19 protein-coding genes and 2 pseudogenes are annotated in these 24,053 nt (G+C 43.7%); 5 read left to right on the plus strand and 16 right to left on the minus strand.

All coding sequences use genetic code 11. The features are described from left to right. Positions 1-15: 15 nt before the first annotated feature. From HF992_RS00960 to HF992_RS01005, 10 genes are all read right to left on the minus strand, one after another. Positions 16-1,551 (minus strand): beta-glucuronidase, encoded by a 1,536-nt coding sequence (locus HF992_RS00960; RefSeq protein WP_168548199.1) that lies wholly within the window; start codon positions 1,549-1,551, stop codon positions 16-18. 118 nt (positions 1,552-1,669) lie between these two features. Continuing rightward, positions 1,670-2,509: an SDR family oxidoreductase gene (locus HF992_RS00965; protein ID WP_168548200.1), complete on the minus strand. Its 840-nt coding sequence runs from the start codon at positions 2,507-2,509 to the stop codon at positions 1,670-1,672. A gap of 172 nt (positions 2,510-2,681) precedes the next feature. Next, on the minus strand, positions 2,682-3,776 hold the full coding sequence (gene uxuA / locus HF992_RS00970) for a mannonate dehydratase (protein WP_168548201.1): 1,095 nt from the start codon (positions 3,774-3,776) through the stop codon (positions 2,682-2,684). Positions 3,777-3,797: 21 nt separating this feature from the next. After that, positions 3,798-5,198: a glucuronate isomerase gene (gene uxaC / locus HF992_RS00975; RefSeq protein WP_168548202.1), complete on the minus strand. Its 1,401-nt coding sequence runs from the start codon at positions 5,196-5,198 to the stop codon at positions 3,798-3,800. Between the two features lies 1 nt (position 5,199). Next, positions 5,200-5,820, minus strand: a complete 621-nt coding sequence (eda, locus tag HF992_RS00980; protein ID WP_168548203.1) for a bifunctional 4-hydroxy-2-oxoglutarate aldolase/2-dehydro-3-deoxy-phosphogluconate aldolase — start codon at positions 5,818-5,820, stop codon at positions 5,200-5,202. Positions 5,821-6,020: 200 nt separating this feature from the next. Continuing rightward, complete coding sequence (locus HF992_RS00985) at positions 6,021-7,478, minus strand: MFS transporter (protein WP_168548204.1); 1,458 nt, start codon at positions 7,476-7,478, stop codon at positions 6,021-6,023. A 610-nt stretch (positions 7,479-8,088) separates the two neighbouring features. Further along, entirely contained in the window at positions 8,089-8,772 is a 684-nt protein-coding gene (locus tag HF992_RS00990; RefSeq protein ID WP_168548205.1) for a FadR/GntR family transcriptional regulator, read from the minus strand. 74 nt (positions 8,773-8,846) lie between these two features. After that, positions 8,847-10,658 (minus strand): beta-glucuronidase, encoded by a 1,812-nt coding sequence (gene uidA / locus HF992_RS00995; protein ID WP_168548206.1) that lies wholly within the window; start codon positions 10,656-10,658, stop codon positions 8,847-8,849. 10 nt (positions 10,659-10,668) lie between these two features. Further along, positions 10,669-11,703: a sugar kinase gene (locus HF992_RS01000; RefSeq protein WP_168548207.1), complete on the minus strand. Its 1,035-nt coding sequence runs from the start codon at positions 11,701-11,703 to the stop codon at positions 10,669-10,671. A gap of 84 nt (positions 11,704-11,787) precedes the next feature. Next, positions 11,788-13,341 carry an MFS transporter gene (locus tag HF992_RS01005; protein ID WP_168548208.1) on the minus strand — a complete coding sequence of 518 codons (1,554 nt, stop codon included), beginning with the start codon at positions 13,339-13,341 and terminating at the stop codon, positions 11,788-11,790. Positions 13,342-13,623: 282 nt separating this feature from the next. Here HF992_RS01005 and HF992_RS01010 point away from each other — a divergent pair, with 282 nt between their 5' ends. Further along, positions 13,624-15,288, plus strand: coding sequence for an Rqc2 family fibronectin-binding protein (locus tag HF992_RS01010; protein ID WP_168548209.1), 1,665 nt, complete (start codon positions 13,624-13,626; stop codon positions 15,286-15,288). Then, the gene (locus HF992_RS01015) at positions 15,285-15,776 is read left to right on the plus strand and encodes a GNAT family N-acetyltransferase (protein ID WP_168548210.1); all 492 of its coding nucleotides are present in this window, start codon (positions 15,285-15,287) and stop codon (positions 15,774-15,776) included. The genes HF992_RS01010 and HF992_RS01015 overlap by 4 nt, the downstream gene beginning before the upstream one ends. A 213-nt stretch (positions 15,777-15,989) precedes the next feature. On the opposite strand, the gene HF992_RS01020 is transcribed toward HF992_RS01015, so the two are convergent. After that, complete coding sequence (locus HF992_RS01020) at positions 15,990-17,213, minus strand: tetratricopeptide repeat protein (RefSeq protein WP_168548211.1); 1,224 nt, start codon at positions 17,211-17,213, stop codon at positions 15,990-15,992. Then, positions 17,206-18,366 carry an AI-2E family transporter gene (locus HF992_RS01025; protein WP_168548212.1) on the minus strand — a complete coding sequence of 387 codons (1,161 nt, stop codon included), beginning with the start codon at positions 18,364-18,366 and terminating at the stop codon, positions 17,206-17,208. Before HF992_RS01025 ends, HF992_RS01020 begins: the two co-directional genes overlap by 8 nt. Before the next feature lie 160 nt (positions 18,367-18,526). Here HF992_RS01025 and HF992_RS01030 point away from each other — a divergent pair, with 160 nt between their 5' ends. Together HF992_RS01030 and HF992_RS01035 are read left to right on the plus strand one after the other, a co-directional pair. Continuing rightward, positions 18,527-19,537, plus strand: coding sequence for a lactonase family protein (locus tag HF992_RS01030; protein WP_168548213.1), 1,011 nt, complete (start codon positions 18,527-18,529; stop codon positions 19,535-19,537). Positions 19,538-19,586: 49 nt separating this feature from the next. Next, a complete protein-coding gene (locus HF992_RS01035; protein ID WP_168548214.1) occupies positions 19,587-19,781 on the plus strand; it encodes a hypothetical protein in 195 nt (64 codons plus the stop codon). 332 nt (positions 19,782-20,113) lie between these two features. On the opposite strand, the gene HF992_RS01040 is transcribed toward HF992_RS01035, so the two are convergent. The 3 genes and pseudogenes from HF992_RS01040 to relB all read right to left on the minus strand — a co-directional run bounded on the left by HF992_RS01040 (position 20,114) and on the right by relB (position 21,718). After that, positions 20,114-20,770 (minus strand): GNAT family N-acetyltransferase, encoded by a 657-nt coding sequence (locus HF992_RS01040; RefSeq protein ID WP_168548215.1) that lies wholly within the window; start codon positions 20,768-20,770, stop codon positions 20,114-20,116. Between the two features lie 14 nt (positions 20,771-20,784). Continuing rightward, positions 20,785-21,414, minus strand: a complete 630-nt coding sequence (locus HF992_RS01045; RefSeq protein WP_168548216.1) for an HAD family hydrolase — start codon at positions 21,412-21,414, stop codon at positions 20,785-20,787. Positions 21,415-21,518: 104 nt separating this feature from the next. Continuing rightward, positions 21,519-21,718: pseudogene (gene relB, locus HF992_RS01050) on the minus strand (type II toxin-antitoxin system RelB family antitoxin). Positions 21,719-21,897: 179 nt separating this feature from the next. On the opposite strand from relB, the pseudogene HF992_RS11855 reads away from it, so the two are divergent. Next, positions 21,898-22,525 (plus strand): annotated as a pseudogene (locus HF992_RS11855) (IS3 family transposase); the annotation flags it as partial. A gap of 115 nt (positions 22,526-22,640) precedes the next feature. Here the strand turns inward: HF992_RS11855 and eno are convergent. After that, entirely contained in the window at positions 22,641-23,945 is a 1,305-nt protein-coding gene (eno, locus tag HF992_RS01060) for a surface-displayed alpha-enolase (protein ID WP_168548218.1), read from the minus strand. Positions 23,946-24,053: the final 108 nt, after the last annotated feature.

Here is a 24,053-nt window from a genome sequence, read left to right on the forward strand (position 1 = left end):
ATTCGAATGATTTGCTTAGTCGGCATCAACTAGGATAAAGGCACAGCTAATCGGTGGCAACTCCACCTCTCCTGCAGACTGTCTGACAGCCGATAACTCTGGCAAGCACTCAGAATTCGTTAACTGCAAGACCTGTCCATTCAAGGTCATGACAGACGAACGGGGATTCCCCTCAGCAGGGGCAAGCAGGTAAAGGTCTGCTGCAGTCGGCAAGGTCACACTTGTCGTTGCCGTCTCTGAGTTATTGACAATCAGGTAGGCGTAGCCTGCCTTGCCGTCTTGACGAGAGTGAACAAAAACATGTGCGCCTTCTCGGATAGGCTCTCCACTGGCAAAGACCTGTTCTCCCATCAAGCGATTCCAAAGAAGCACAGCAAAGTAATTTGGCCGTGGGGTAAAGACCACCCGCTCCAAGAAACCATAATCAGAAGCTGCCAAGGTATTGTGGAAAATAACCCCCTTGGTCAGGCTAGCAAAGGTTCCCAATTCATTGAGGGTCCGTGGAACATCCAGATAAGTTGAAGCCCATGTATTGCCACCGCCGCCAGCATCCCCCGACTCCGTCACCCACATCTCTGCTCCGGGCACAAAACGATCTCGTAGCGGTAGATAAGTTTGACAGAAATTGCCAGCAACAGCCAGATAATCCTCTGACAAGGCCTCCTCAGCTGACCAGTGACCACTTGGTAGAACAGGAGCTAAGCGTTCTGACACCCCATTGTAATAGTGGTACGAAAAGACATCTAAGTCCTCACTTGTCCCTTCCAAGAGGTCTTCACAGTTAGCCACCTCACCAACCAACTGCTCTACTCCACCTGTCCCTGTCGCATCTGGCTTACCAAAGACGACATTATCCCCACCAGTGGTACTTGGGCCTACTTTAAGACAGTCTGGATAGTGCTCACCTAACCAGGCAAAGAAGAGGTCATGATCCCTGCGATAATGGGCTGCGGTATACCCTTTTGGAAAACCAGTCTCCTCCATCATGTTCGGCTCATTGGTAAACTCTACCGCCTCAATTGGTACCCCATAACTCTGACTAAGGGCAAAGAGTTGCTCAGCTTGTTCGGGATGCCAGGGTTCCTCCGCCGAATGAAGCCCAGGACAGTTGGCTAATGACACCATAAGGTGTCCCCCAACAGCCTTGACAAAGTCCAAGACACCCAACCACTGCTCCTTAGTGAGGAGATTCAGATACCCCTCTGGTACCTGGCCACCTGTACTACCATCAAAATCATAGTAGGTCTTAGTCGCCCAGGTTCCTGACACGCGAATCCAGGCTTCACCCAGTTCTTTGGCTAAATAGCGGAGCTTCTCATTGGACAGGTCAATCGGATCATAATACTGCATCAAATCCTTGTACATGGCCGTAATGCCTTCGCCTGTCGGCTCTACATCAAACTCCTTAGTACCTGCAATTTCCTCAGGCGAATAAGCCTTCCAAAAAGTACCTCCAGTCACTTCAGCAAACTCAATATTGTAAGATACCAAGAGCGGATTAGTCTCATGAAGGGCTTTTAAACCTTTTGATTGTAAGTGTAACTGTTCCATACCTTTCGTCCTTTCTCTCAATGGGTAAGGTTAGCTGGTAACCACTGCTCCTGCTGTATCAACAGGCCTCGAACGAGTAGACCAACTAACCTTCCCTATCTTGTGATAATCACAACCATTACACCCCTGAATAAGCTGAGAAGCCTCCATCAATTGGAAGAACAACCCCATTCACGAAGCTAGCAAGATTTTCATCAGCCAAGAAGAAGATTCCTCCAACCAATTCTTCTGCTTCTCCGAAACGTCCCATTGGCGTATTGCGCAAAATTTTCTCCGCACGGGCTGATGGTGTGCCATCTTCATTAAATAGCAGAGCGCGATTTTGATTACTTACTAAGAAACCTGGTGCAATGGCATTGCAACGAATACCAACTTGCGAGAAGTGAACCGCTAACCATTGGGTAAAGTTAGAAATTGCAGCTTTTGCTCCTGAGTAAGCTGGAATTTTTGTCAATGGTGTGTAAGCATTCATACTTGAAATATTGATGATGTTTGCGCCAGGGCGTCCAACCATATCTTGCGCAAATACTTGTGTTGGTAAAAGCGTTCCAAGGTAATTGAGATTGAAAACAAATTCAATTCCAGACTTATCTAAATCAAAGAATGTTTTTGTTCCTTCTGGCAAGTCTGTGGCATGAAATTCATTATCCGTTGTTGCTTTTGGATTATTTCCGCCAGCACCGTTGATCAGAATATCGGTAGGTCCGAGGTCTGCAAGCACAGCTTTACGCACTTCTTCCAAGTTTTCTTTCTCAAGAACGTTAGCTTTATAGGCTTTAGCTATACCTCCTTCAGCAGTAATCTCATCTGCAAATTTTTGAGCTGCTTCTTGATTAAGGTCAAGTAGAGCAACTTTAGCGCCAGCTTTGGCAAATTCTTTAGCAAAGAAGCCACAAAGCACACCACCGGCACCGGTTATCACAACCACTTTCTCTTTAAACGCAATAACTTTTGACATGTTTTACTCCAATCTTTCTGTTCACCGAACACAGTTCATTAAAAAACCTAACCCGCTCGTCATACGACAGTATCAAACGATGATTTACTTCTCTTTCTAAATCAGGAGTTTTAACTCCTTACTCACATTACGCTTTGGTGTGGTCACATTCCCTACCGCAGCTGATGCCTCACTACTTATCTCCGACTGTTTTGGCATTGATTCCAAAGTCTGGCGTCTTGCCTGCAGCGCGCATATTGGCTTCGTAGAGGCCATTGAAATAAGTCGCACCTAAAGCACGGTCGTAAAGGCCATAACCCGGGGTCTTGGTCTGGTCACCCCAGATCCGGCGGCCATGGTCTGGACGGAGCGCCCCCTGCCAATCATAATCCACCAAGAGTTTCACCACCGCATTCATGTCGATGTCCCCTGCTTGGGACAGGTGAGCTGTTTCTTGGAAGCCCCAATCTCCTGCGGTCACATTGCGGGTATGCATGAAATTAATGCGATTTCGTTTCAAGGCATATTCCTGAATCGCTAGCACATCATTGGCTGGATCGGATGCATAAGACCCAACACACATGGTAATCCCATTGTTTGGCGAATCGTACAGATCAAGGAAACGTTCTACCGCCTTGAGCCCTGTGATAATCCGAGGAAGCCCAAAGATGCCATACGGTGGGTCATCTGGGTGAATGGCCATCTTCACCCCAGCAGCCTCAGCTGTCGGCATAATAGCTTTAATGAAGTAAGCCAAGTTCTCCCAGAGATCTTCTTCTGAAATGTTTTCCCGGTAGTTCTCAATGATCGCCTTCATTTCTTCCTTAGAATAAGAGGAATCCCACCCTGGCAAATTCAAATCATCCGCAACCGGATCAACTCCGTCCAAATCCGTCTTCAAGAAAGCTAATGAGGTACTGCCATCTGGCAGTGGGTGATGAAGGTCTGAGCGGGTCCAGTCAAAGACTGGCATAAAGTTATAACAAACCACTGGAATCCCTGCTTTTCCGACATTCTCAATTGAGGTTTTGTAATGTTCAATCAACTCGTCACGATTAGGCTTGCCTTGCTTGATGTCCTCATGGACAGGGATAGACTCGATAACGGTGATTTCAAGTCCTGCATCCTCCACCTGTCTCTTGAGCTCCAAAATATTCTCCAAAGGCCAAGCCTGCCCAACCGGCACATCATACACAGCAGTGACAATCCCTTGCATACCAGGGATCGCTTTGATTTCTTCTAAGGTGACGGGGTCTGTTTTCCCGTACCAGCGAAAAGACATTTTCATAGGTCACACTACTCCTTTAAATTAGTTTCCAAAAAAGGTTTCAGCATTCGTGAAACAGATCCCTTCAACGAATGGCTTCAATAACTCAAGATCATTCGGAATGTCTTCATCATCTACCCATTTTCCAATCAAACTCGCCAAAATGCGTCGGAAATAATCATGGCGCTGGAAGGACATAAAGCTCCGAGAATCGGTCAACATCCCGATAAAATTAGCCAAGAGGCCCTGTTCTGCATAATGGGTCATCTGATCCAACATCCCTGTCTTGGTATCATTGAACCACCAACCTGCTCCGAATTGTAACTGACTCTTCGTCCCTTCCTCATTGGCTTGGAAATTCGCTAACGTGTTGGCCAAAATACTGTTATAGGTTGGATTGAGGGTGTACCAGATCATTTTGGGCAATTGATCTTCCTTGGATAAAGCGTCCAAGAAACGATTGAGGTGATCGGCCAGAGCAATCTGGTCTCCCATGGAATCAAAACCACTGTCAGCTCCTAGCTTAGCATACAGGCGACTATGGCTATTGCGAACAGCACCAAAGTGGACTTGGGTCACCAAACCATGCTTATGGTAAAGCTTGCAGAGTTCCAAGAAGATGCCCGATTGCCATTGGTTTTTTTCCAATTCTGTCAACTCTTGACCAGCCAGAGCCTTCTTGAGAATCGCGTTTAATTGGTCTTTAGTTGTCTCCAGAAACTGCACAGCGCCAAAGCTAATATCCGATGCTCGGCAGCCTTGAGCTGCAAAATAAGCGATTCGTTGATCAAGGGCCTCTACCAACTCTTCAAACGTCAGAATGACCTGACCTGTCTTATCGGCAAGCGCTCCAATGAAAGAAGTAAAATTGGCATGTGCCACAAAGACCTCATCCGGTCTAAAGGTCGGAGCGACGCGAACAGCAATCGTCTCATCAGCCGCAATCTTCTGATGCCATTCCAAATCGTCTAGCGGATGGTCCGTCGTGCCAACAAAGCGGACATCAGACAATTTTAAGAGGGAGCGAGGCGTGATGCTTCCTGTCGCTAATTTAGCATTTAAACGCTCATAGAGACTTTCCCAGTTCTCAGCCTTAATCACCTCATCAATCCCAAAAACGGTTTTGAGCTCCAAATGGCTCCAGTGGTAAAGCGGGTTCCCAAAGGCACGGCTCACCGTCTCAATCCAAACACGGAACTTTTCCGCCTTAGGCGCAGAGCCTGTGATCAGCTCTTCTGATACCCCGTTTGCCCGCATCAGACGCCACTTGTAGTGGTCTCCATCCAGCCACAAGTCCACAATATTGTCGTAAGGCTTGTCTTCAAAAATGGCTCTTGGATCCAGATGGCAATGGAAATCATAAATAGGCATGTCCTTGGCAATCTCATAGAGCCTTTTAGCAGCCTGACCACGCAACATAAAGTCTTGATCGTTAAAAGCCATGTTATCCCTCCACTGCTGCCATAAAGGCCTTGGCAAACGCTGTGACACTGCTGTAGCCTTCTGTCGCGACCTTAGCACTGAGGGCTGACCCAACACCTACTGCACAAGCTCCGGCCGCCTTCCAAGCAGCCACATTCTCAATCGACACACCGCCAGACGGCATGAGAGCGACATCTGGGATTGGCCCGTGGATGTCCTTGATAAAATGAGGACCTAGGCTACCACCCGGGAAGAGCTTGATGATGGAACACCCCGCTTCCATAGCAGTGACAATCTCAGTAACCGTTGCGCAACCTGGAAAATAAAGATTCCCAGCCTCCTTAGCAATCTCCTGAATCTCAGCTGAGAAATGAGGACTAACCAGAAATTGGGCACCCGCTGCTAGGGCTTCTTCTGCTAAAGCTTTGGTCATCACCGTTCCAGCTCCAATCACTACCGTATCATCTGATGAATATTCGTCTACGAGGGTCTTGATCACACGACTCGCATCTGGTGTGGAATAAGTAACTTCAATGTTTTTGATACCACCAATAATCGCGTGACGAGCTATCTCCAAGGCATCCTCCGCAGTTTTTCCACGGATAACGGCAAAAGCATAATTACGTTTTAATTGTTCTAGCATATGAACTCCTTTTGCATTTCAAATCAGAAAGCGATTTCTTTAAAATTATTCTATCATTCATCAGATGATTTTTCAAGTATTTTAATAGTTTTTTTTAAAAATTTTAAAAAAACCATTAATTCATCAGATAATTTATGGCGATTTTGGATAAATAACAAAGGAGCTTGCGGCCAAGATACGCCACTAACTCCTTTATGGGTTTAATCAACTTGTTCTGATTTAATCCGAGCAATTTCACCTTGAATGTCAACCATTTTTTCCTTAGTCAACGGATAAAATTTCATCGCAATAATATTGCAGATATTGCCCAAAACCATCATACCAAACACCAAGAAAAGACCGATAAATTTCAATTCTGGGCTAAATGGCGTGTCAACGGTAGGTAGTTGCTCTGTAAAACCAATAGTGCTACAGAGAACACCAACAATCGTTGTCGCAAATGACGACACTATCTTATCAACTGATGAAAAAAGAGTGCCCATAAGTCCCGGCACATAACGCCCCGAGCGATAAACTTCATAGTCTGCACAGTCCGCTGTCATCGGAATCACCATCGTTCCTGCTAAAGACCGGAAGCCACTTTCCAATATCCAAAGGAAAAGAAAAGCAATGGTAAAGAAGGTCAAACCGTTAAACCCTTCCATACCCGGAAAGCTTAGGGTCTTTGGGTCTGCAAGATAAAAGAGAGCAAAGAGAGCAGCATTGGTCAAGATACCACCCCATGAACCGAGCAACAGCGCTTTTTTCTGTCCCATACGCGTCGCCACAAAGCGAACCCCCAAAATCATAAGCAAGATTGTAGGAATGGTCGTATAGCCAGCAACCGCCCCTTGGAGGCCATAATTACCAGCAACAATAGCATAGAGGATCACTAGAACGGTCGCATTAGACTTGATTTGCATAGCAATCTTGTCGGTTGAAGCAGCAAAGACCAACATTTGAATCCCACGATTATTTTTCAAGACTTCCCAGTAGTCCTTAAAAGTCACCTTAACAGGTTTACCTGTACCAAAGTACTCATGCCTATCCTTACTAGCTATCCCTAAAACGGCTAACCAAGTAAAGAGAAAGGCTGTCGGTGCTATATAAAACCAATACTCCTGGAACATTTCAACGGTGAAGCCTCCATGCTTAGGTACCAGGACATTGGACACTAAAACAGGTAAGGAAGCAAACATAATGGTATTGTAAATACCATCATAAATCCCGAAAGTCGGACGTTGCTCAGGATCGTTAGTCAAGGCAGTCTGAGCTGACTTCGTCACTACTGTCTGGAAGGTATAACCGATGATGTAGAGGGCGTAAATGGCAATGAAGTATGGCAAACGTGCCGCTTCAGGCAACTTGTGGGTCGTAAAAACCAGCAAGAATGTCGTCAGGGTCAAAATAAGGTTCCCAACTATCATAAAGGGACGATTTTTCCCAAATTGACCATCGGTTTTATCGACAAAATAGCCAATGATAGGGTCTGTCACCGCATCCCAGATTCTCATCCCCATGATGATACTAGAAGCCAAGACAACCCCTACTCCGACATAGCCTGTCATGTAATAAGCAATAAAGTTCATAAAGAATAGCCAAAGGTTGGTGGAAGTGTTGTTAAGAGCGAAGAGAGCAATCTGCCAAGACTTCGCACGATGAATACCTGTTGTTTGCATCCGAAACTCCTTAAAATGAATGGTCGATGTTCTAGACTTTCGATAGCTTTATCCCAGTCTGAAAACTTAATTTTTAGGCAAGTTCTAACTCAATCCTCACTTGCCCTAAAGGGTTGAGTTATATTTAAGTAAACGTTTTCTTATGATTCTATTCTATTATTCATCGGATGAATTGTCAAGCTTATTTTGATTTTTTCTTAAAAATTAGATAAATAAGCCAAAAATCATCAGATAAATACTCTGGCATATACACTTTTTAATGCTTTATAGTATTTTGAGTTGTATCCCTTGTTTTTTTGTTCTAGCTGGATTGCCTTCTAAGGCCCATTTTCAAAAGTTCACCAAGGCAAAGAGACCAGACAAAAAACGCGTACAATCAAAGGATTAAAACTTTGATTATACACGTTATTTCATTAATCTATCGTTATGACTGAACCAAACATTCAGAATCTGTGTTCACAGCTGATGATGTCCTCTTCACCGACCCTTTGGTTACTTGTTTTTTAGCATCCGGCCAATACTTCAAACACCTCCCTAGAGCAGAACCAAATGGACGAATCTCAGCAAACTGTTTCTACAAATGTCTATTCTTAATGTTTTCCGAACCTTGTCACGATTCCATTTCAAAATTAGCACTGACTGCTAAAATATGCCTGAGCATGGCGTCATAGGCTTTGACACTATCTCGTTCTTGAACTGCCTGCAGAATACTCCGGTGAGCCACCCGGCTATCTTCTCGCAAATCTTTGCCTTGAAAATCACTGTTAATCAGGCTAATGGATTGGTGGATCACAGGCAACAAACTATCCAATGCTAGGTTACCGCTCATCTTAGCCAGCCGAGCATGGAGTTGGACATCCAACTGGACATGATCGTCTGTCCCTTCATCATAAGACTGCTCAATAGCCTGAACAATTTCCTCTAACATCAGACAATCTTGTTCTGTAGCGTATTGGGCAGCCTTGGCTGCTACCCGAGGTTCCAACAAGAGACGAATCTCAAACAAGTCATGCGTCAGCTTTGTGGTATCCTTAATAAAGGTAAATCCGAGCGGGTCGTCAGCTACCCCTTTTTTGCCACTAATATAAGTTCCTGAACCTTGGCGGACTTCGAGGATATTGCGTGCAGCCAACCGGCGGACTGCCTCACGAACGGTACTACGGCCAACCTCTAAAATCTCCGCCAAGACATACTCGTTAGGCAAGCGACTCCCCGTTTCCAATTGGTGCTCTACAATATACTGGACCAAACGTTCTGCGGCCATTTCTGCTAAGGGTTGACTAGTTTTTTTCATATCGATCTCCTTTACTGTTATTATAGCGAATTTTTTCGACATTTTAAACTAGAAAATCGATAAAATCACGAGCCTTAAGGCTTATATCCCAAATTTGGAATAGCTGTCCAACGCTCCTTAAAGAGGCGAACCACTTGCTTGGGATCACGATTGCGACTAAAGAGTCCCTTATGATTCCCTTTGACCCGAATTAAGCTCACATTGGTCTCAAAGTCCGCAAAATTCCAAACCTGTTCTCCCACAAAGTACGGCAGACTATCGAAGACCTCGTGATTGGCCTTATAATAATCGCACTGGTATTCTTCGGTATAAGGGATATCCCAAAGGGAATGGTAACCCGGTAACGTATCCGCACCATACTCGGTAAACATGATTGGCTTATCTGGGTAAAGACGGTGCCAGTCCTCTAACTCTTGCTTCAAATGGACCTTGGCATCCTCTAACTCCGCATGATCCTTGTACCAACCATAATAGCGATTGAGACAGATAACATCAATCAAATCGGCAACTAGGTCTTTCCCTGGCATAGCCATCATGATATTAACAAGAGTGACCGGACGTTTTTGCTGGTCTAAGTCACGATAGAGCTGGATAAGCGATTCAAAGTACTCCCTAGCTCCTGCTTCGTGGGAAGAAGGTTCATTAGCCACAACCCACATGACCACGCAGGCATGGTTTTTATCGCGTTTGACCAGTTCTCGAATCACTGCTTCATGAGCCTCTTTGGTTTTCATAACAGTCCAAGTATTATCCGGTTCAGCCTTATCCCCCAAAAGATCTAACGCTGCTGTGAAATTTTGGAAGAGGCCGACTGCTGGCACTTCATCAATCACCACAATCCCCATACGATCCGCCAAGCGCATCATTTCCTCAGAATAAGGGTAATGGGAGGTTCTAAAGGAATTAGCTCCTATGTCCTTCAACAGGTTCAAATCCATTAAGTTAGCGGCTTCATTGAGCCCACGACCGTTAATATAGGTGTCTTCATGCTTGCCAAAACCTTTAAAGTAGAACGGTTGATCATTAATCAAAAACTGAGCATTTTTGACTTCCACTTTACGGATACCAAAGGCTTCATCATAACGATCGACTAACTTGTCACCATCAAAGAGCTCAACCCGGCAGGTATAAAGGTAAGCTTTCAATGGTTGCCACAAGGTCACAGATTCTAAAACAAGTGCTTGATCAGGAGCTCCTTGGGCAAGGACTTTGCCTGTCTCATCTAAAATGCTAACGACCACTTTAGAGACTGCACCAGCCTCAACCTTGACCATCACCTCAGCACTCTTTAAATCATCAGATAACTCATACTGGACAATAATATCTTCAATATGATGCTTAGGACGTGTATAGAGTTTCACTGGTCGATGAATACCAGCATAATTAAAGAAGTCAAAGTTTTCCTTAACAACTTTTTTGATGCGGCCATCTGGCATCTTCTTTTCTAGATAATTCCCAACAGGAAGGGTGGTGTAGTTTAATTCATTGTTGGCACAAACACTTAATACCAATGGTTTTTCAGCCAAATCTTTCTCTGTCAAAACCACTTCAAAGGGCGTAAAGCCACCCTTGTGCTCACCTGCCAGACGACCATTGAGGTAGACCTTCGCCTGATGAGTCACTGAGCCAAATCGGAGAACAGCCTCTTCGTCCTCCGCGATTTCAGGTAAGTCAATCACGCGCTCATACCAGTTATCCCCAATAAACAAGCGTTTGTCCTTATCCACTAAAACATCGTTAAAGGAAGTCGGCACCACCATTAACTCACTTTCTGGATCATCAGACAGGCGATTTTGACCATTGGGCGCATAGTTCCCTTGCTTAAATTGCCAAAGGCCATTGAGGTCATAGACTTTACGCTTTGCAGATAATTGTGGGTATAGCATCTTTTTTCTCCTATCGTTTAATATCCTGAGCACCCTTGCTCATTAACTGGTCAATATCTTTCTTCGTGACGATATTGATGTCTCCTTCGATTGTATGTTTGAATTTAAAACTCGCCATAGCCGTCTCTAGAACGGCTTGATTAGGCAGACCTTCTAGTAAACCGTAAATGATTCCTGCTGTAAAGGCATCCCCTGTTCCAACACGGTCTAAGACCTGAATGGATTCCCGATCTGTCTCATATAACTGGTGGTTTTCCCCATCGTAAAGATAGGCCTTGAGGATGTATTCATTGGTCGCACCAATTTCTCGCTCGGTAAAAGCAATTGTTTTAAGCGCATAGCGATCCGCGGTTTCTTTAAGAACCTGTTCTAACAGCTCACGATTCCGATAAGGTCTGGTAAAACCAAGGACATCTTTTAAGTCTCTGCCTTCTCGCGTTGGAAGAGAGAGGGGTTCTAGACCGATGCAGACGTCCGCCAGAGCAACCAACTTAGATAGAGCGATTCGGGCCTCTTCAAAAGATTCCCAAAGACTTTCTCGGTAGTTGAGGTCAAAGGAAATTGGAATGCCTTTAGCCTTGGCTCTGGTCATCAAAGCTAGCGCTATCGCATAGATTTCAGGATTGAGAGCGACTGTAATCCCGCTGATATGTAGCCAGCCCATATCCTCACAGATAGCCTCTAAGTCATAATCGGACAACTTAGACTCATAAAAGGCGGAATATTTCCGGTCATAGAGCACACGGCTCGAACGCAAAGAGAACCCCTTCTGGTAATAATATATTCCTAGTCGTTCTCCCGATTTCACCATATATTCCTGACCAATCTGATGCGTGAACAAGAAAGACTCTGCCATGTGGCCTACATCATTTTCAGGAATAGCGCTCACCAAAGACACTGAATATCCTAGCTGTCCCAGGGTTGACAGGACATTCAACTCCGATCCCCCAAACTGGCAATCTAAGGTCGTCGCCTGCGTCAAGGTTTGGTGTTGCGGCGGAGACAAGCGGAGCATCATTTCACCAAAAGCAATAATTTTTGACATGAGGAACCCTTCCTATATTCAAATCAACCTCTTACGTTTCGATAACCCAAAAGACCAAGCTGATCTTTTGGGGACTAAATGAAGTTAGTCTTCGTCAAATTGATCGACCTTATACTGACTGACATCAACATAATCCATATCTGACAAAGGAACATTTTGAGCGATAGCTTGAACGCGCTCCGTATCTTTAGCTGCCCTCATGACATGAATTTTCTCTTGAATACGAGCCATTTCCTCGCTATCCAGATTGTAAAAACGCATGAGGAAAAGCGAGAATCCCAAAGCTACAATAGGAATGATGACAAACAAAGCAATCAAGGCCATCTTCAAATCACCAGAGTAAGGGGTTTCAACTGTCGGATATTCTTTCCCAAATCCAATCGCTGCCAAGACAAAGCCGACTACCATCGGTGCAAAGGACGACGCAATCGAATCGGTTAAGGAGAAGATTGTCCCAATCATCCCTGATAGATAACGTCCTGATACTGAGGTTTCATAGTCTGTGATATCAGCCCCCATGGTCAATACCAGACTAGATGGAGCTGTCGAAGCATAGCGGGCAACTACAAAGGTCACAAAGAAAGCAATGGTGTAAAGATCTAGGCGTCCAAAGTCAAGCATGCCAGGCTTACCAATATAGAGAATTCCCCCAAAGACCACTAAGCCAATAATCCCAGCCTGGAGAGCTGTCACATAAGCGAACCGCAAACCTTTCCGACGGGCCAATTGAGCCATTCCAACGGTCACCAGAATCCCTGGGATAATCAGAAGCAGGGACATTTTCCCAGATAAGGCATAGTTCCCAAAGATGATGCCGTAAAGCATCACTCCTACTACCGAATCGCCAAATAACTGCGCCACAAATTTTACAAAAGCTGCTGAGATAGACAACACTTGAAGGGGCTTATTGCCCTTGATAACCTTCCAGTAATCCCCAAGTTTGGTTTCTTTTGTTTTTTCACCCAAACCAAAGTATTTCTTATGATCTTTTTCCCAAATCCCAATAATAGCGAGGATACCTAGAACAGCTGAAATAATCACAACGGTCAAGAATAACTCTTGGAAGAAGCTTGGCGTGAAACCACCATGTTTAGGAACCAGCGTTCCGGAAACATACATTTGGCTACCAGAAAACATAATAGTCGTTGCAATACCATCCACGATGTTAAAGACTGGACGTTGTTTTGGATCGTTGGTCAAGGCTACCTGACCTGCCTTGGTGATGGTCTGTTGCAGGGAGTAGCCAATTTTATGGATAATCAAGATCAAAATAAATAGAGGGAAACGCAGGCTTTCACTCACCTGGCTCAAACCAAGCAACATAAACAGTGAAGCTGCTGTAATAACATTCCCAATAACCAAGATAGGACGGTACTTCCCAAACTTCGTATCTGTCTTATCGATAATAACCCCAATCGTTGGATCAATGAACCCGTCAAAAATACGGATATACCCCATAAGCTGACTAACAAAAATCGCAGCTAGTCCAAGCACCCCTGTTGAGAGATAAGTAATGAAACTAAAAGCAACCAAGTAAATATTGGTAGATGTATTATTCATAGCGAATAAGATAATCTGCCATAACTTAGCACGATTGTAAGCGACATCCTCGTTTCTTTCGACTGTGTTTTGACCCATGCTGAGCCTCCTCCTTTTTATCGCTTTTTTTGTAAGCGGTTTTCTTATGCTTTTATTTTAATATTCATCAGATGATTTGTCAACACTTTTTTGGATTATTTTCAAAAAAAGCCTAAAAGACCTAAAATTCATCAGATTAATACACCAAAAGAAATTCTATTCAACCTCACAATCGGCCTTCTTCCTTATTTTATGCTATAATGAGGAGCATGCCAAAAGCTCAGTATAGCCAGCAATCTTACTGCTTGTGACTGGCTAAACCTTCCCGAAAGGAGAACTCTTATGTCTTTTGATGGTTTTTTCTTGCATCACTTGACTCGTGAATTGCAGACCAATCTTTTAGGTGGCCGAATTCAAAAAATTAACCAACCCTTTGACCACGAGTTGGTATTGTCTATCCGTAATCATCGCCAAAGCCAAAAACTGTTACTATCTGCCCATCCAGTTTTTGCACGAATCCAACTGACAGAAACCCATTTTACCAATCCCCCAATCCCCAACACCTTCACCATGCTCATGCGCAAATACCTACAGGGTGCTGTCATCGAAGCCATTGACCAGGTGGGCAATGACCGGATTTTAGAAATTGCTGTTTCTAACAAAAACGAGATTGGCGACCATATCCAAGCCACTCTTATCATTGAAATAATGGGCAAGCACTCCAATATCTTACTAGTTGATAAGAGCAGCCAGAAAATTATCGAAGCCATCAAACATGTTGGCTTTTCCCAAAATTCCTATCGGACCATCCTGCCTGGCTCCACCTATGTTCTTCCTCCTCAGACAGACGCTCACAATCCATTTACCATTCCGGATGATAAACTGTTTGAAATCCTCTCAACGCAAGAACTCTCCCCTAAAAACCTTCAGCAGGTCTTCCAAGGCCTAGGCCGTGACAGCGCAGAAAGCCTAAGTCAAACTCTCACGAGCAATCGTCTGAACAATTTCCGAGACTTCTTTGCCCAGACCACCGCTGCCAATCTCACAGAAAAGTCCTTCGCCCCTGTCCTTTTCGAAAATAGTCAGCAGACCTTTGAGACCCTCTCTGAAGCCTTAGATACCTTTTATCAAGATAAGGCTGAACGTGACCGGGTGAAACAGCAGGCCAGTGAATTGATTCGTCACGTTGACAATGAGCTCGAAAAAAATCGTAACAAACTGATCAAACAAGAAGCTGAGCTATTGGCCACCGAAAATGCTGAAGAATTTCGCCAAAAAGGGGAGCTTTTGACCACCTATCTCCACCAGGTTCCAAATGACCAAGACCAGGTCAAATTGGACAACTACTACACTGGAGAAGCCCTGATTATCGCTTTAGATAAGGCTCTGAGCCCTAGTCAAAATGCCCAACGCTATTTTAAAAAATACGCTAAGTTAAAAGAGGCTGTCAAACACCTGACCAGCCTGATCCAAGCAACCAAGGAAACCATTGCCTATCTAGAAAGCGTGCAAACCTTGCTCGCCCAAGCCAATCTCTCTGAAATTGCTGATATTCGAGAAGAGTTGATCGAAACAGGCTTTATCCGTCGTCGCAACCGAGAAAAGCATCAAAAACGTCAAAAGCCTGAGCGCTACCTGGCAACAGATGGTCAGACCATTATTCTCGTTGGTAAAAACAACCTCCAAAACGACGAGTTGAGCTTCAAGATCGCTAAAAAAGGAGAGCTCTGGTTCCATGCTAAAGATATCCCAGGTAGCCATGTTATCCTCACGGGAAACTTGGATCCTTCTGACGAAGTCAAGACAGACGCTGCAGAGCTGGCTGCCTACTTTTCTAAAGGACGCTATTCCAACCTAGTCCAAGTTGACATGATCGAAGCTAAAAAGCTCCATAAGCCAACTGGCGGAAAACCAGGTTTTGTGACTTATACCGGTCAAAAGACCTTGCGAGTGACTCCTGATGAAGCCAAAATTAAAGCTATGAAACTCCAAGGAGAACCAAAATGACAATCCGACCTGCCAGCCCAACAGATACTAAAGCTCTCCTTGACATTTATGCTCACTATATCAAAAAGACAGCCATCACTTTCGAATACGAAGTACCGACTGTAGAAAACTTCTCGGAAAGGATTCGTAACATTCAAGAACGGTTTCCCTACCTGGTTTTTGAAGAAAATGGGCATGTGTTAGGCTATGCCTACGCTTCTCCCTACAAGGAACGCGCCGCCTACGATTGGACTGTAGAACTCTCCATCTATATCCATCCAAAGGCTAGGCAAAAAGGGATCGGGCAAGCCCTCTACCAAACTTTAGAAGAAGCGCTTCATCAGCAAAACATCGTCAATTTGCTTGCCTGTATCTCCCTTCCTAATGAAGCCAGCATCCATTTCCATGAAAAACAAGGTTTCCGAGAAGTCGCCCATTTCAAAGAAGTCGGTTTCAAATTCAATCGATGGCATGATATTATCTGGATGCAAAAACGGATCAACAAATAACCGTACTTGTTTTAGCAGCGTTTTTACAACAAGAAACAGAGACAAAGCCCTTGCCAGGAACAACGTCCTAGCAAGGGCTTTGTCTGTATTTACAACTATCGTTTATGTCAATTGGGTAAAAATGAGGGCAAGACTTAAATTCTAGCTCAAAGATGACTTTCTGCTTACCTTAGAAAGAACCAACGCTACCTGACTGATGCTTAAGCCAGTTGATTAACCGTAGCAATCCTCTGCCACTTCCAAATCATCTGGTACTAGGAGCAAGTACTGCCCTAAAACTGTCTTTGCTTCTGTTAATTGGCCGTATTCGCGTAGCAGGTAGCCATAGTCTTTAAGAAAGTCCGGATTATCTCTCAGGTCTGGGAACAAATCCCCATACTTCTCTAGTGCCTGATCAGACTCTAGCGCCTTGTAGGCCTTGGCTATCTGCCAACGGGTCAACACATGATCCAAGTCTTCCCGCTCTAAGGCCAACAGTTCTTCGTATCTCTCTTGCTCTAAATAAAGCGAAGACAACCGCAAGTCAATTTCTTCCAGATCCTCAGCCCATTCCTTAGCGACCAAAAGATGCGCTTCTGCCTGCTGGCTATCCTTCAATTCATAGGCATACTGAGAGGCTAAAAGCAAGGCTGAAACGGCCATCGGATGATCACTGAGGTAACGCTCCAACAGCTCCAAAGCCTCCTTAGTCTGGTGCTCTGCGTGAAGCGATTGAGCATAGAGAGACTCATGCCCTTGAAAATCAGGATTGAGACTCTCTAACTGTTTGAAATACAGATTGGCTCTCTGGTACTCCTCTTGGTCAAATAGCAGAGCAGCCAATTCAAATAACGTCTGGTCATCGTATTCCAACTCGATAGCTTTTTCTAGAAATTCAATCGCCGCTTCAAATTTACCGAGATGGGCATAGGCGTAACCGATCCGCTGGTAGGTTGAGATACCGGTCTGATCATAAATCTCCCGATTATCCAAGGACGCATAATGCTCAATAGCTGACCAATAATCTTCTAACTCCAATTCCAGCTCTGCCAGCCCAAAAAGAAGCAAGGGTTCACCAGAGAGCTGAGTCGCTTCTAATAGCTTCTCCTTAGCCACATCAGCCAGCCCCTCCAACTGGTAAAAATCTGCCTTGGCCACCAAGGCCTCTACATAAAAGGGACTCGTCGCATCAAAAGCGTCCAAATAAGCAAAAGCTTCCTCTGTCTGCCCGTCTTCTATGGCAATACCAGCCAGATTGAGCCCCAATTCTGGAAATTGTGGTAGAAGTTTTTCATAAATTTGCCTAGCCTGAGGAAAAAAACCAATACCTTCTAAATACTCTCCTAAGTCCAGCAAAGTATCGGGGGAATCCTCACTCAAGGCTTCTTTAAAATAACCATCAGCCCTATCCAAATCCTGACGCGCTAGGGCCTCTATCATCGCTTGACTTTTAGACATTTTCAACCTTCTCTCCTTCTTCTGCATAGAGGCCACTATAGGACTTGTACCACTTGAAGATGGCCCCTACAACAACCTTGACGGAGGCATAAACAGGAATCCCTAAGAGAACGCCCCAAACCCCAAAAATCCGACCTGCTGTCAAGAGAACAAACAAGATCGTAATGGGATGAATTTTCAAGGACGAGCCAATGATCAGTGGTGTCACAAACCGACCTTCAATGGTCTGCTCAACAATAAAGACAATCACAACTTTCACAAACATACTCGGTCCAGCTATCAAAGCCACTAGTAAGGCTGGAATCATGGCTAAAAAACTTCCAAGATACGGAACTAAGTTGAGGACACCCGCTAAAACGGCCAAGGTCAAAGCGTATTCTAGTCCTACAATGGAAAACAGAATAGCAAAAATAATGGCCACAATGGTCGCTACTGTCAGCTGACCTCTCACATAATTAGCAAGTTGGGCATTGACTTCGTGAAGGATATTGCCAACCGGTAAGCGCCACTTGGTGGGTAAGTACTGGGTAATGGCCTGATTCATCTGATCGCCGTCACGCAAGAGGTAAAAAAGAATGAAGGGCATGATGATCACTGCAACCACAATTTGAGAAGCGGTTGAAACTAAGTTCCCCACCCAATTGACTGCACTACTTGAGAAATTCCGAGCAATATCTGTAATCTGATAAGTCAGAGAGTCCAAAAATTCATTGATTTGAGGCCTGAATTGAGCGAACCGATCATCCTTAATCAAGTCCTCCACCAAACCTTCTATCTGACGAAAATAATCCGGCAAATTACTAGAAAAGCCTACAATTTGCTCCTGAACATTTGGAATGAAGACTGCCAAGCCCCAGATAATCAGCAACGATACCAAAACAAAAACTAACGAAATTGCCCAAACTCTAGATACCTTATGTCCTTCTAACCAATCAACAGCCGGTTTCATCATATAGTAAAGAAGTCCCGAAAGAATCACAGGTAACATAACAGTTGAACCCAGAGCAACGATTGGCTTAAAGAGAAAAGCCACTTTTGTTAGCATAAACAGATTGACAAAAATCAGTAAACACACTAAGAGAACTGTCACAGATTGGTTATCCGCAAACCAGCGGTAAAACCAAGAGTGCTTATAATATTTTTCTTCTTTCATAGACAAACCTCACTTTCTTTCTACCTTTATTGTACCACTTTCTGGACCATTTTCCCCTCAAGACCTCATCATTCCTCAAATTTTTGGAAAAGGCATCTTCTTTGACGAAAAGCTTCCCATTTTATGCTATAATTTACCTAAAAGAATAAAGGAGCTCCCTATGACTGAAACTGTTTATTTTGGAACCTATACTCGCCGCCAATCTGAAGGTGTCTATAAAGCCCAGTTCGATACTGAAACTGGGCAACTCAGTGACCTCCGCTTGGTCGCTAAAGAAGCAAGTCCGACCTATTTAGCCTTTGCCAAAAATGGACAGCTCTACACTGTCGGGGCTGAAGCTGATAAAGGTGGTATTGCTGCTTTTGATGCTGACTTTACACCGCTCAATCATGTTGTCGAGGAAGGTGCCCCACTCTGTTACGTAGCCGTTGACGAAGAACGCGGTCTGGTCTATGGTGCCAACTACCACAAGGGCCAAGTCCTGGTTTACAAACGTCAGCCAGATGGCAGTTTGGTACTGGCTGACAAGGCCCAACATGAAGGCAACGGCCCTCATGAAAACCAAGCTTCTGCTCACGTTCACTACACTGACCTGACACCTGACAAGTACCTCGTGACGTGCGATCTTGGAACAGATGAAGTCACCACTTACGATGTTACTGACGCTGGCAAATTAACCAAGCTAGCCAGCTACAAAGCCGCTCCAGGTGCTGGTGCGCGCCATATCGTTTTTCATCCAACACAAAAAATAGCCTACCTCATGTGTGAGTTGAATTCCACTGTTGAGGTCTTGATTTATGACGGCCGCGGTGAATTCGAACACCTTCAAACCATCTCAACCTTACCTAATACCCATACAGGCTTCAACGGCACTGCAGCCATCCGTATTTCAAAAGACGGCAACTACCTTTATGGCTCCAATCGTGGGCATAATTCTATCGTCGTGTATAAGATTTTACAGGACGGTACCCTTGAAGTCTTGGAATATGCTCCTACCAATGGTCAAAATCCTCGTGATTTCAACTTGACACCTGATAACCAACACCTGATTGCTGTTCATCAGGATTCTGATAATGCGACTGTCTTTGAACGCAATCCGGAAACAGGTAAGCTCACTGAGCTATCACATGATTTCGTCGTTCCTGAGGCGGTTTGCGTGACATTTAATTAAAAAACTTTTATAATAGCACTATCAAATAAAAAATAAGAGGATTTATCATATGGATAAGGCTAAAGAAATTTTCGAACAATTACAGACCATCATCAAAGATGGAGATTTTGACAAAGCTAAAACATTGCTTGAGGACAATAAAGACGCACTTGGTGAATACTTTGAACAAGCTAAAGCCCTTCTGTCTAATAGTGAAGGCCTAGACGGTATTCTCGATAAGGTTAAAGGAATCTTTGTTAAATAAGAAAAACGGAATGGTTTTACGCCATTCCGTTTTTCTTATTTAACAGATCAGTCAAAAGTTAGAACCTGTATTCACAATAGAAACACTGACTAGAATGGGCGAATTTTAGCTTACTCACTATCAGATGTTCCGGTAGTACGGCCATTATGCCCGCAAAAATTGTCCTCAGTTGGCCAAAAACTAGCCTAATTAACTTAGTATTCCTATTATGAATACAGGTTCTTAAAATCCCCCTAACATGCTGTATGACTATCTTTCCAGAAATCCTATAGATAATAAAGGCGCAAGACTTGAGAAGCACTCTTACACTAACTTGCTAGGCGTAACTGTTCCTATTCCTGAGTAGGAGCCTCATAAATCTTAATATAGGTTTTCTCGTGGTAGACCTTTTCAATATCGAAAAGGTCTAAATTTTCCTGCTGGGAGACAATATAGATTCCTTCACGCTGATAATAGGGCATTTCCTGCCCTTGTCTTGAAAATTTAAGACGTTTCTCCTCCCTTAACACCTCAAACTCGAAGCCCTCTTGCTCTTTCAGGCTACCAACCACCAGATAGTCTTGCGCAACCAACTGCCCGCCCCACTTTTGATAGAGGTGATTGGCAGCATCACCATCCCGAGTAAAGATAGCCAAGGCTTGGACCTGCTGATTCCTTAACCATTCATCAGCGATAACCCAAAGTTTTGAAGCAATGCCTTGATTTTGGTAATCAGGATGAACCGCTAAATTCTCAAAATAGGCAACTTTCTCACACGGATAATAGGCATAACTTCGGCTAAACTCAGGCTTATAAATACTGATACAGAGTAAACCCAAAACTTGCTCGCCTTCAACTGCTATTAAATCCAACTGATCTTCGTAAATCTCCGTATTCATCTTTTCTTTGATCTGGGACATATCGTCAAAAAAGGGCGAAAATAAATGACTTAGAGCCTTGGTGTATAACCAAGACTTCTCATACTTTGAATCATATGGAATAATCTTCAACTGCTCCTCCTCCTTCACAATAGCGTTAGTAAATCTGTAATCCTATCAATCTGGTGATCACTTTTTAGGGAAGACTGTTCTGGGGCATATTTTCCTAAGCCCTGCCTCACCCGAATGGTCTTCATTCCCACACACTTAGCAGGTATCATATCGTTATCAACCCTATCACCAATATAAACTGCCTGCTGTGCAGGTATGCCTGCCAATGTTAGAGCGCATTGGAAGATAGCTGGGTCTGGTTTTTTTAATCCAACATCTGACGAACTAATGATAAGGTCAATAGAGGCTCTTATGCCAAACATCTCTAACCGATCCTCAAGCCCCTTCCCTTGATTAGCAATAACCCCTAAACAGTAGCGTTCGCGCAACTGTTTCAGAACCAACGCAACATTGGGATACAACTTTTCTGAATCATGCGACCACTTAGGCCGTTTTATGCCCTCTGGCATAAAGATTTTCCAAACATCATTAATAGGATCGCCGCCTTGTTTTGCAATCTCTAGCATTTTGGCATAGAATATCTTGCTTGAAATCTCAATCCCGTATTGAGAACTTCTTTCTATGCAACGTTTTACAAAGTCTTGATAGGCCTCCTCTTCATCCACCAAGGTCGAACCAATATCAAAAAAGACCCATTTTAACATAAGCTTCCCCCTTAAAAAGGCAATACGTTTCTAATGTCTCAATCCCCTTTTCTCTCTTTTTAAATAGGCTACAACATGCCTATTACCTATCTCTCCTAGCTTTTCTAAACATCAGCATGGCTAATTGTCTCTGGGTCTGCTTTGTATTCAATAAGCTTGTTTATAGATTTTCAAACCATACTCATCTTCAATATCAGGCTCTAGGGCTTTCTTAAAAAGAACTTGAAAGGCTTTGCCCTGTTAATTGAGCATAGCTTTTGAAAAATCTTTCTTCTTGATTTAATCTGATTGTTACTGTACTCATGTTATTTACCTCGTTTCTTTGCCTTGCATTGTAACACATTTTTAGGGTGTTTGTCAATTTTCACAATAATAAAGGCACCTAGTTTCCCAGATGCTTGCATTGAATCGGTTAGACTAAACTAGACCTCAGAATAAAGTGTTCTACACTAAAAGAAAAAGGAGAACAATAGGTCTAGAAACATTCATCTTCTCTTTACAGATGACTTTAAACACCAAATCGCGGATCTGCACTATGCCGGCATGAAACGAAGCGCCCCGATCAAAGAATATAATTTAACGTTCTCTACCTTTGACAAATGGGTAAAACAAACCTAAACAACAGGTTCCTTCAAACCTATTGGTAATCTGACTGATCAATAGCATGAACTGACTGACCTCAGAAAATGAAATACAGCACTCAGAATCTAGGTCAATAGCCTAAAGCAAGCACAGGTGTTATGGCGAAAAAAGGGAAATAATCACTACTAACCAGGATAAAGATAGCTTTTCAGCCATTTGTCGCTGTTTAAACATCCCTCGCTCAAGCTATTACTACAAAGTCACAGAGCCAACATCTGAAACAGAACTGGAAGAAATGATGAAACGGATTTTCCATGAAAGAAAGTCCAGATACGGAACGAGGAAAGTTAAGAAACGCCTAGAAGCGCAAGGTATGATAGTGTCTCGCCGCCACATTCGTCGGATTATGAAGCGATTGAATCTCGCATCCGTTTACCCGCAGACTAGCTTCAAGCCCCAGTCTAAAGGGAAAAATCATACTCCCATTCCAAATCGCTTAGCCAGACAATTCAACCAAGTAAAAACTCTGGTAACAAACGATACCATATTTTGGACAATGAGGAGTCAATTCTAAAAAAGCACCTTGGGATGATGCCCCAAAGTGCTTCTATCAAGGGCTCTAAGCCCTTAATCTCATAAAGAGATTATTTTTTCAAGTTGTAGAATGATTTCAAACCACGGTACTCAGCGATTTCGCCCAATTGATCTTCAATACGAAGCAATTGGTTGTATTTAGCGATACGGTCTGTACGAGACAATGAACCTGTCTTGATTTGGCCAGCGTTTGTAGCAACAGCGATATCAGCAATAGTTGAATCTTCAGTTTCACCTGAACGGTGTGATACCACAGCAGTGTAACCAGCTTCTTTAGCCATTTCAATCGCATCAAAGGTTTCTGTCAAAGTACCGATTTGGTTAACCTTGATAAGGATTGAGTTAGCAGCGCCTTCTTGGATACCACGTGCAAGGTATTCTGTGTTTGTTACGAAGAAGTCATCACCAACCAATTGCACCTTATTGCCAAGACGAGCTGTGAGAGCTTTCCAACCATCCCAGTCATTTTCATCCATACCATCTTCGATAGAGATAATTGGGTACTTATCAACCAATTCTTCAAGGAAGTCAATTTGTTGCTCAGACGTACGAACAGCAGCACCTTCACCTTCGAATTTAGTGTAGTCATAAACACCACGTTCTTTATCGTAGAATTCTGATGCAGCACAGTCAAAGGCGATGAAAACATCTTTACCTGGGACATAACCAGCTGCTTCAATCGCTTCAAGGATTGTTTCAACACCGTCTTCAGTTCCTTCAAACTTAGGAGCGAAACCACCTTCATCACCAACAGCAGTTACTAAACCACGTGCTTTCAAGATTTTCTTCAAGGTATGGAAGATTTCAGCACCCCAACGAAGCGCTTCTTTGAAAGTTGGTGCACCAACTGGCATGATCATGAACTCTTGGAATGCAATTGGCGCATCTGAGTGAGAACCACCATTAACAATGTTCATCATTGGTGTTGGCAATACTTTAGTGTTGAAACCACCAAGGTAAGTGTAAAGTGGCACTTCAAGGTAGTCAGCAGCAGCACGCGCAGCAGCAATAGACACTGCAAGAATAGCGTTTGCTCCCAATTTTCCTTTATTTGGAGTACCGTCAAGTTCAATCATTGCACGGTCAATACCTTGTTGGTCACGAACATCAAAACCAATGATAGCTTCTGCAATAATGTTGTTAACGTTGTCAACAGCTTTTTGTGTACCAAGACCAAGGTAACGAGACTTGTCACCATCGCGAAGTTCAACCGCTTCGTGCTCACCAGTAGATGCACCTGATGGTACCATACCGCGACCGAATGCACCTGATTCAGTGTATACTTCTACTTCAAGTGTTGGGTTACCGCGTGAGTCAAGGACTTCGCGAGCGTAAACGTCAGTAATAATTGACATGTTGTACTCTCCTTATGAGTTAAATTTTTTACAAACTCATTATACCTCAAAATAGCTAGAACTTCAAGTGAAAGCTCAAGATTTGAAAAAACTCTTGAAAACAAGTCA

The sequence above is a fragment of the Streptococcus ovuberis genome (assembly GCF_012396585.1).
GTDB classification, from domain to species: domain Bacteria; phylum Bacillota; class Bacilli; order Lactobacillales; family Streptococcaceae; genus Streptococcus; species Streptococcus ovuberis.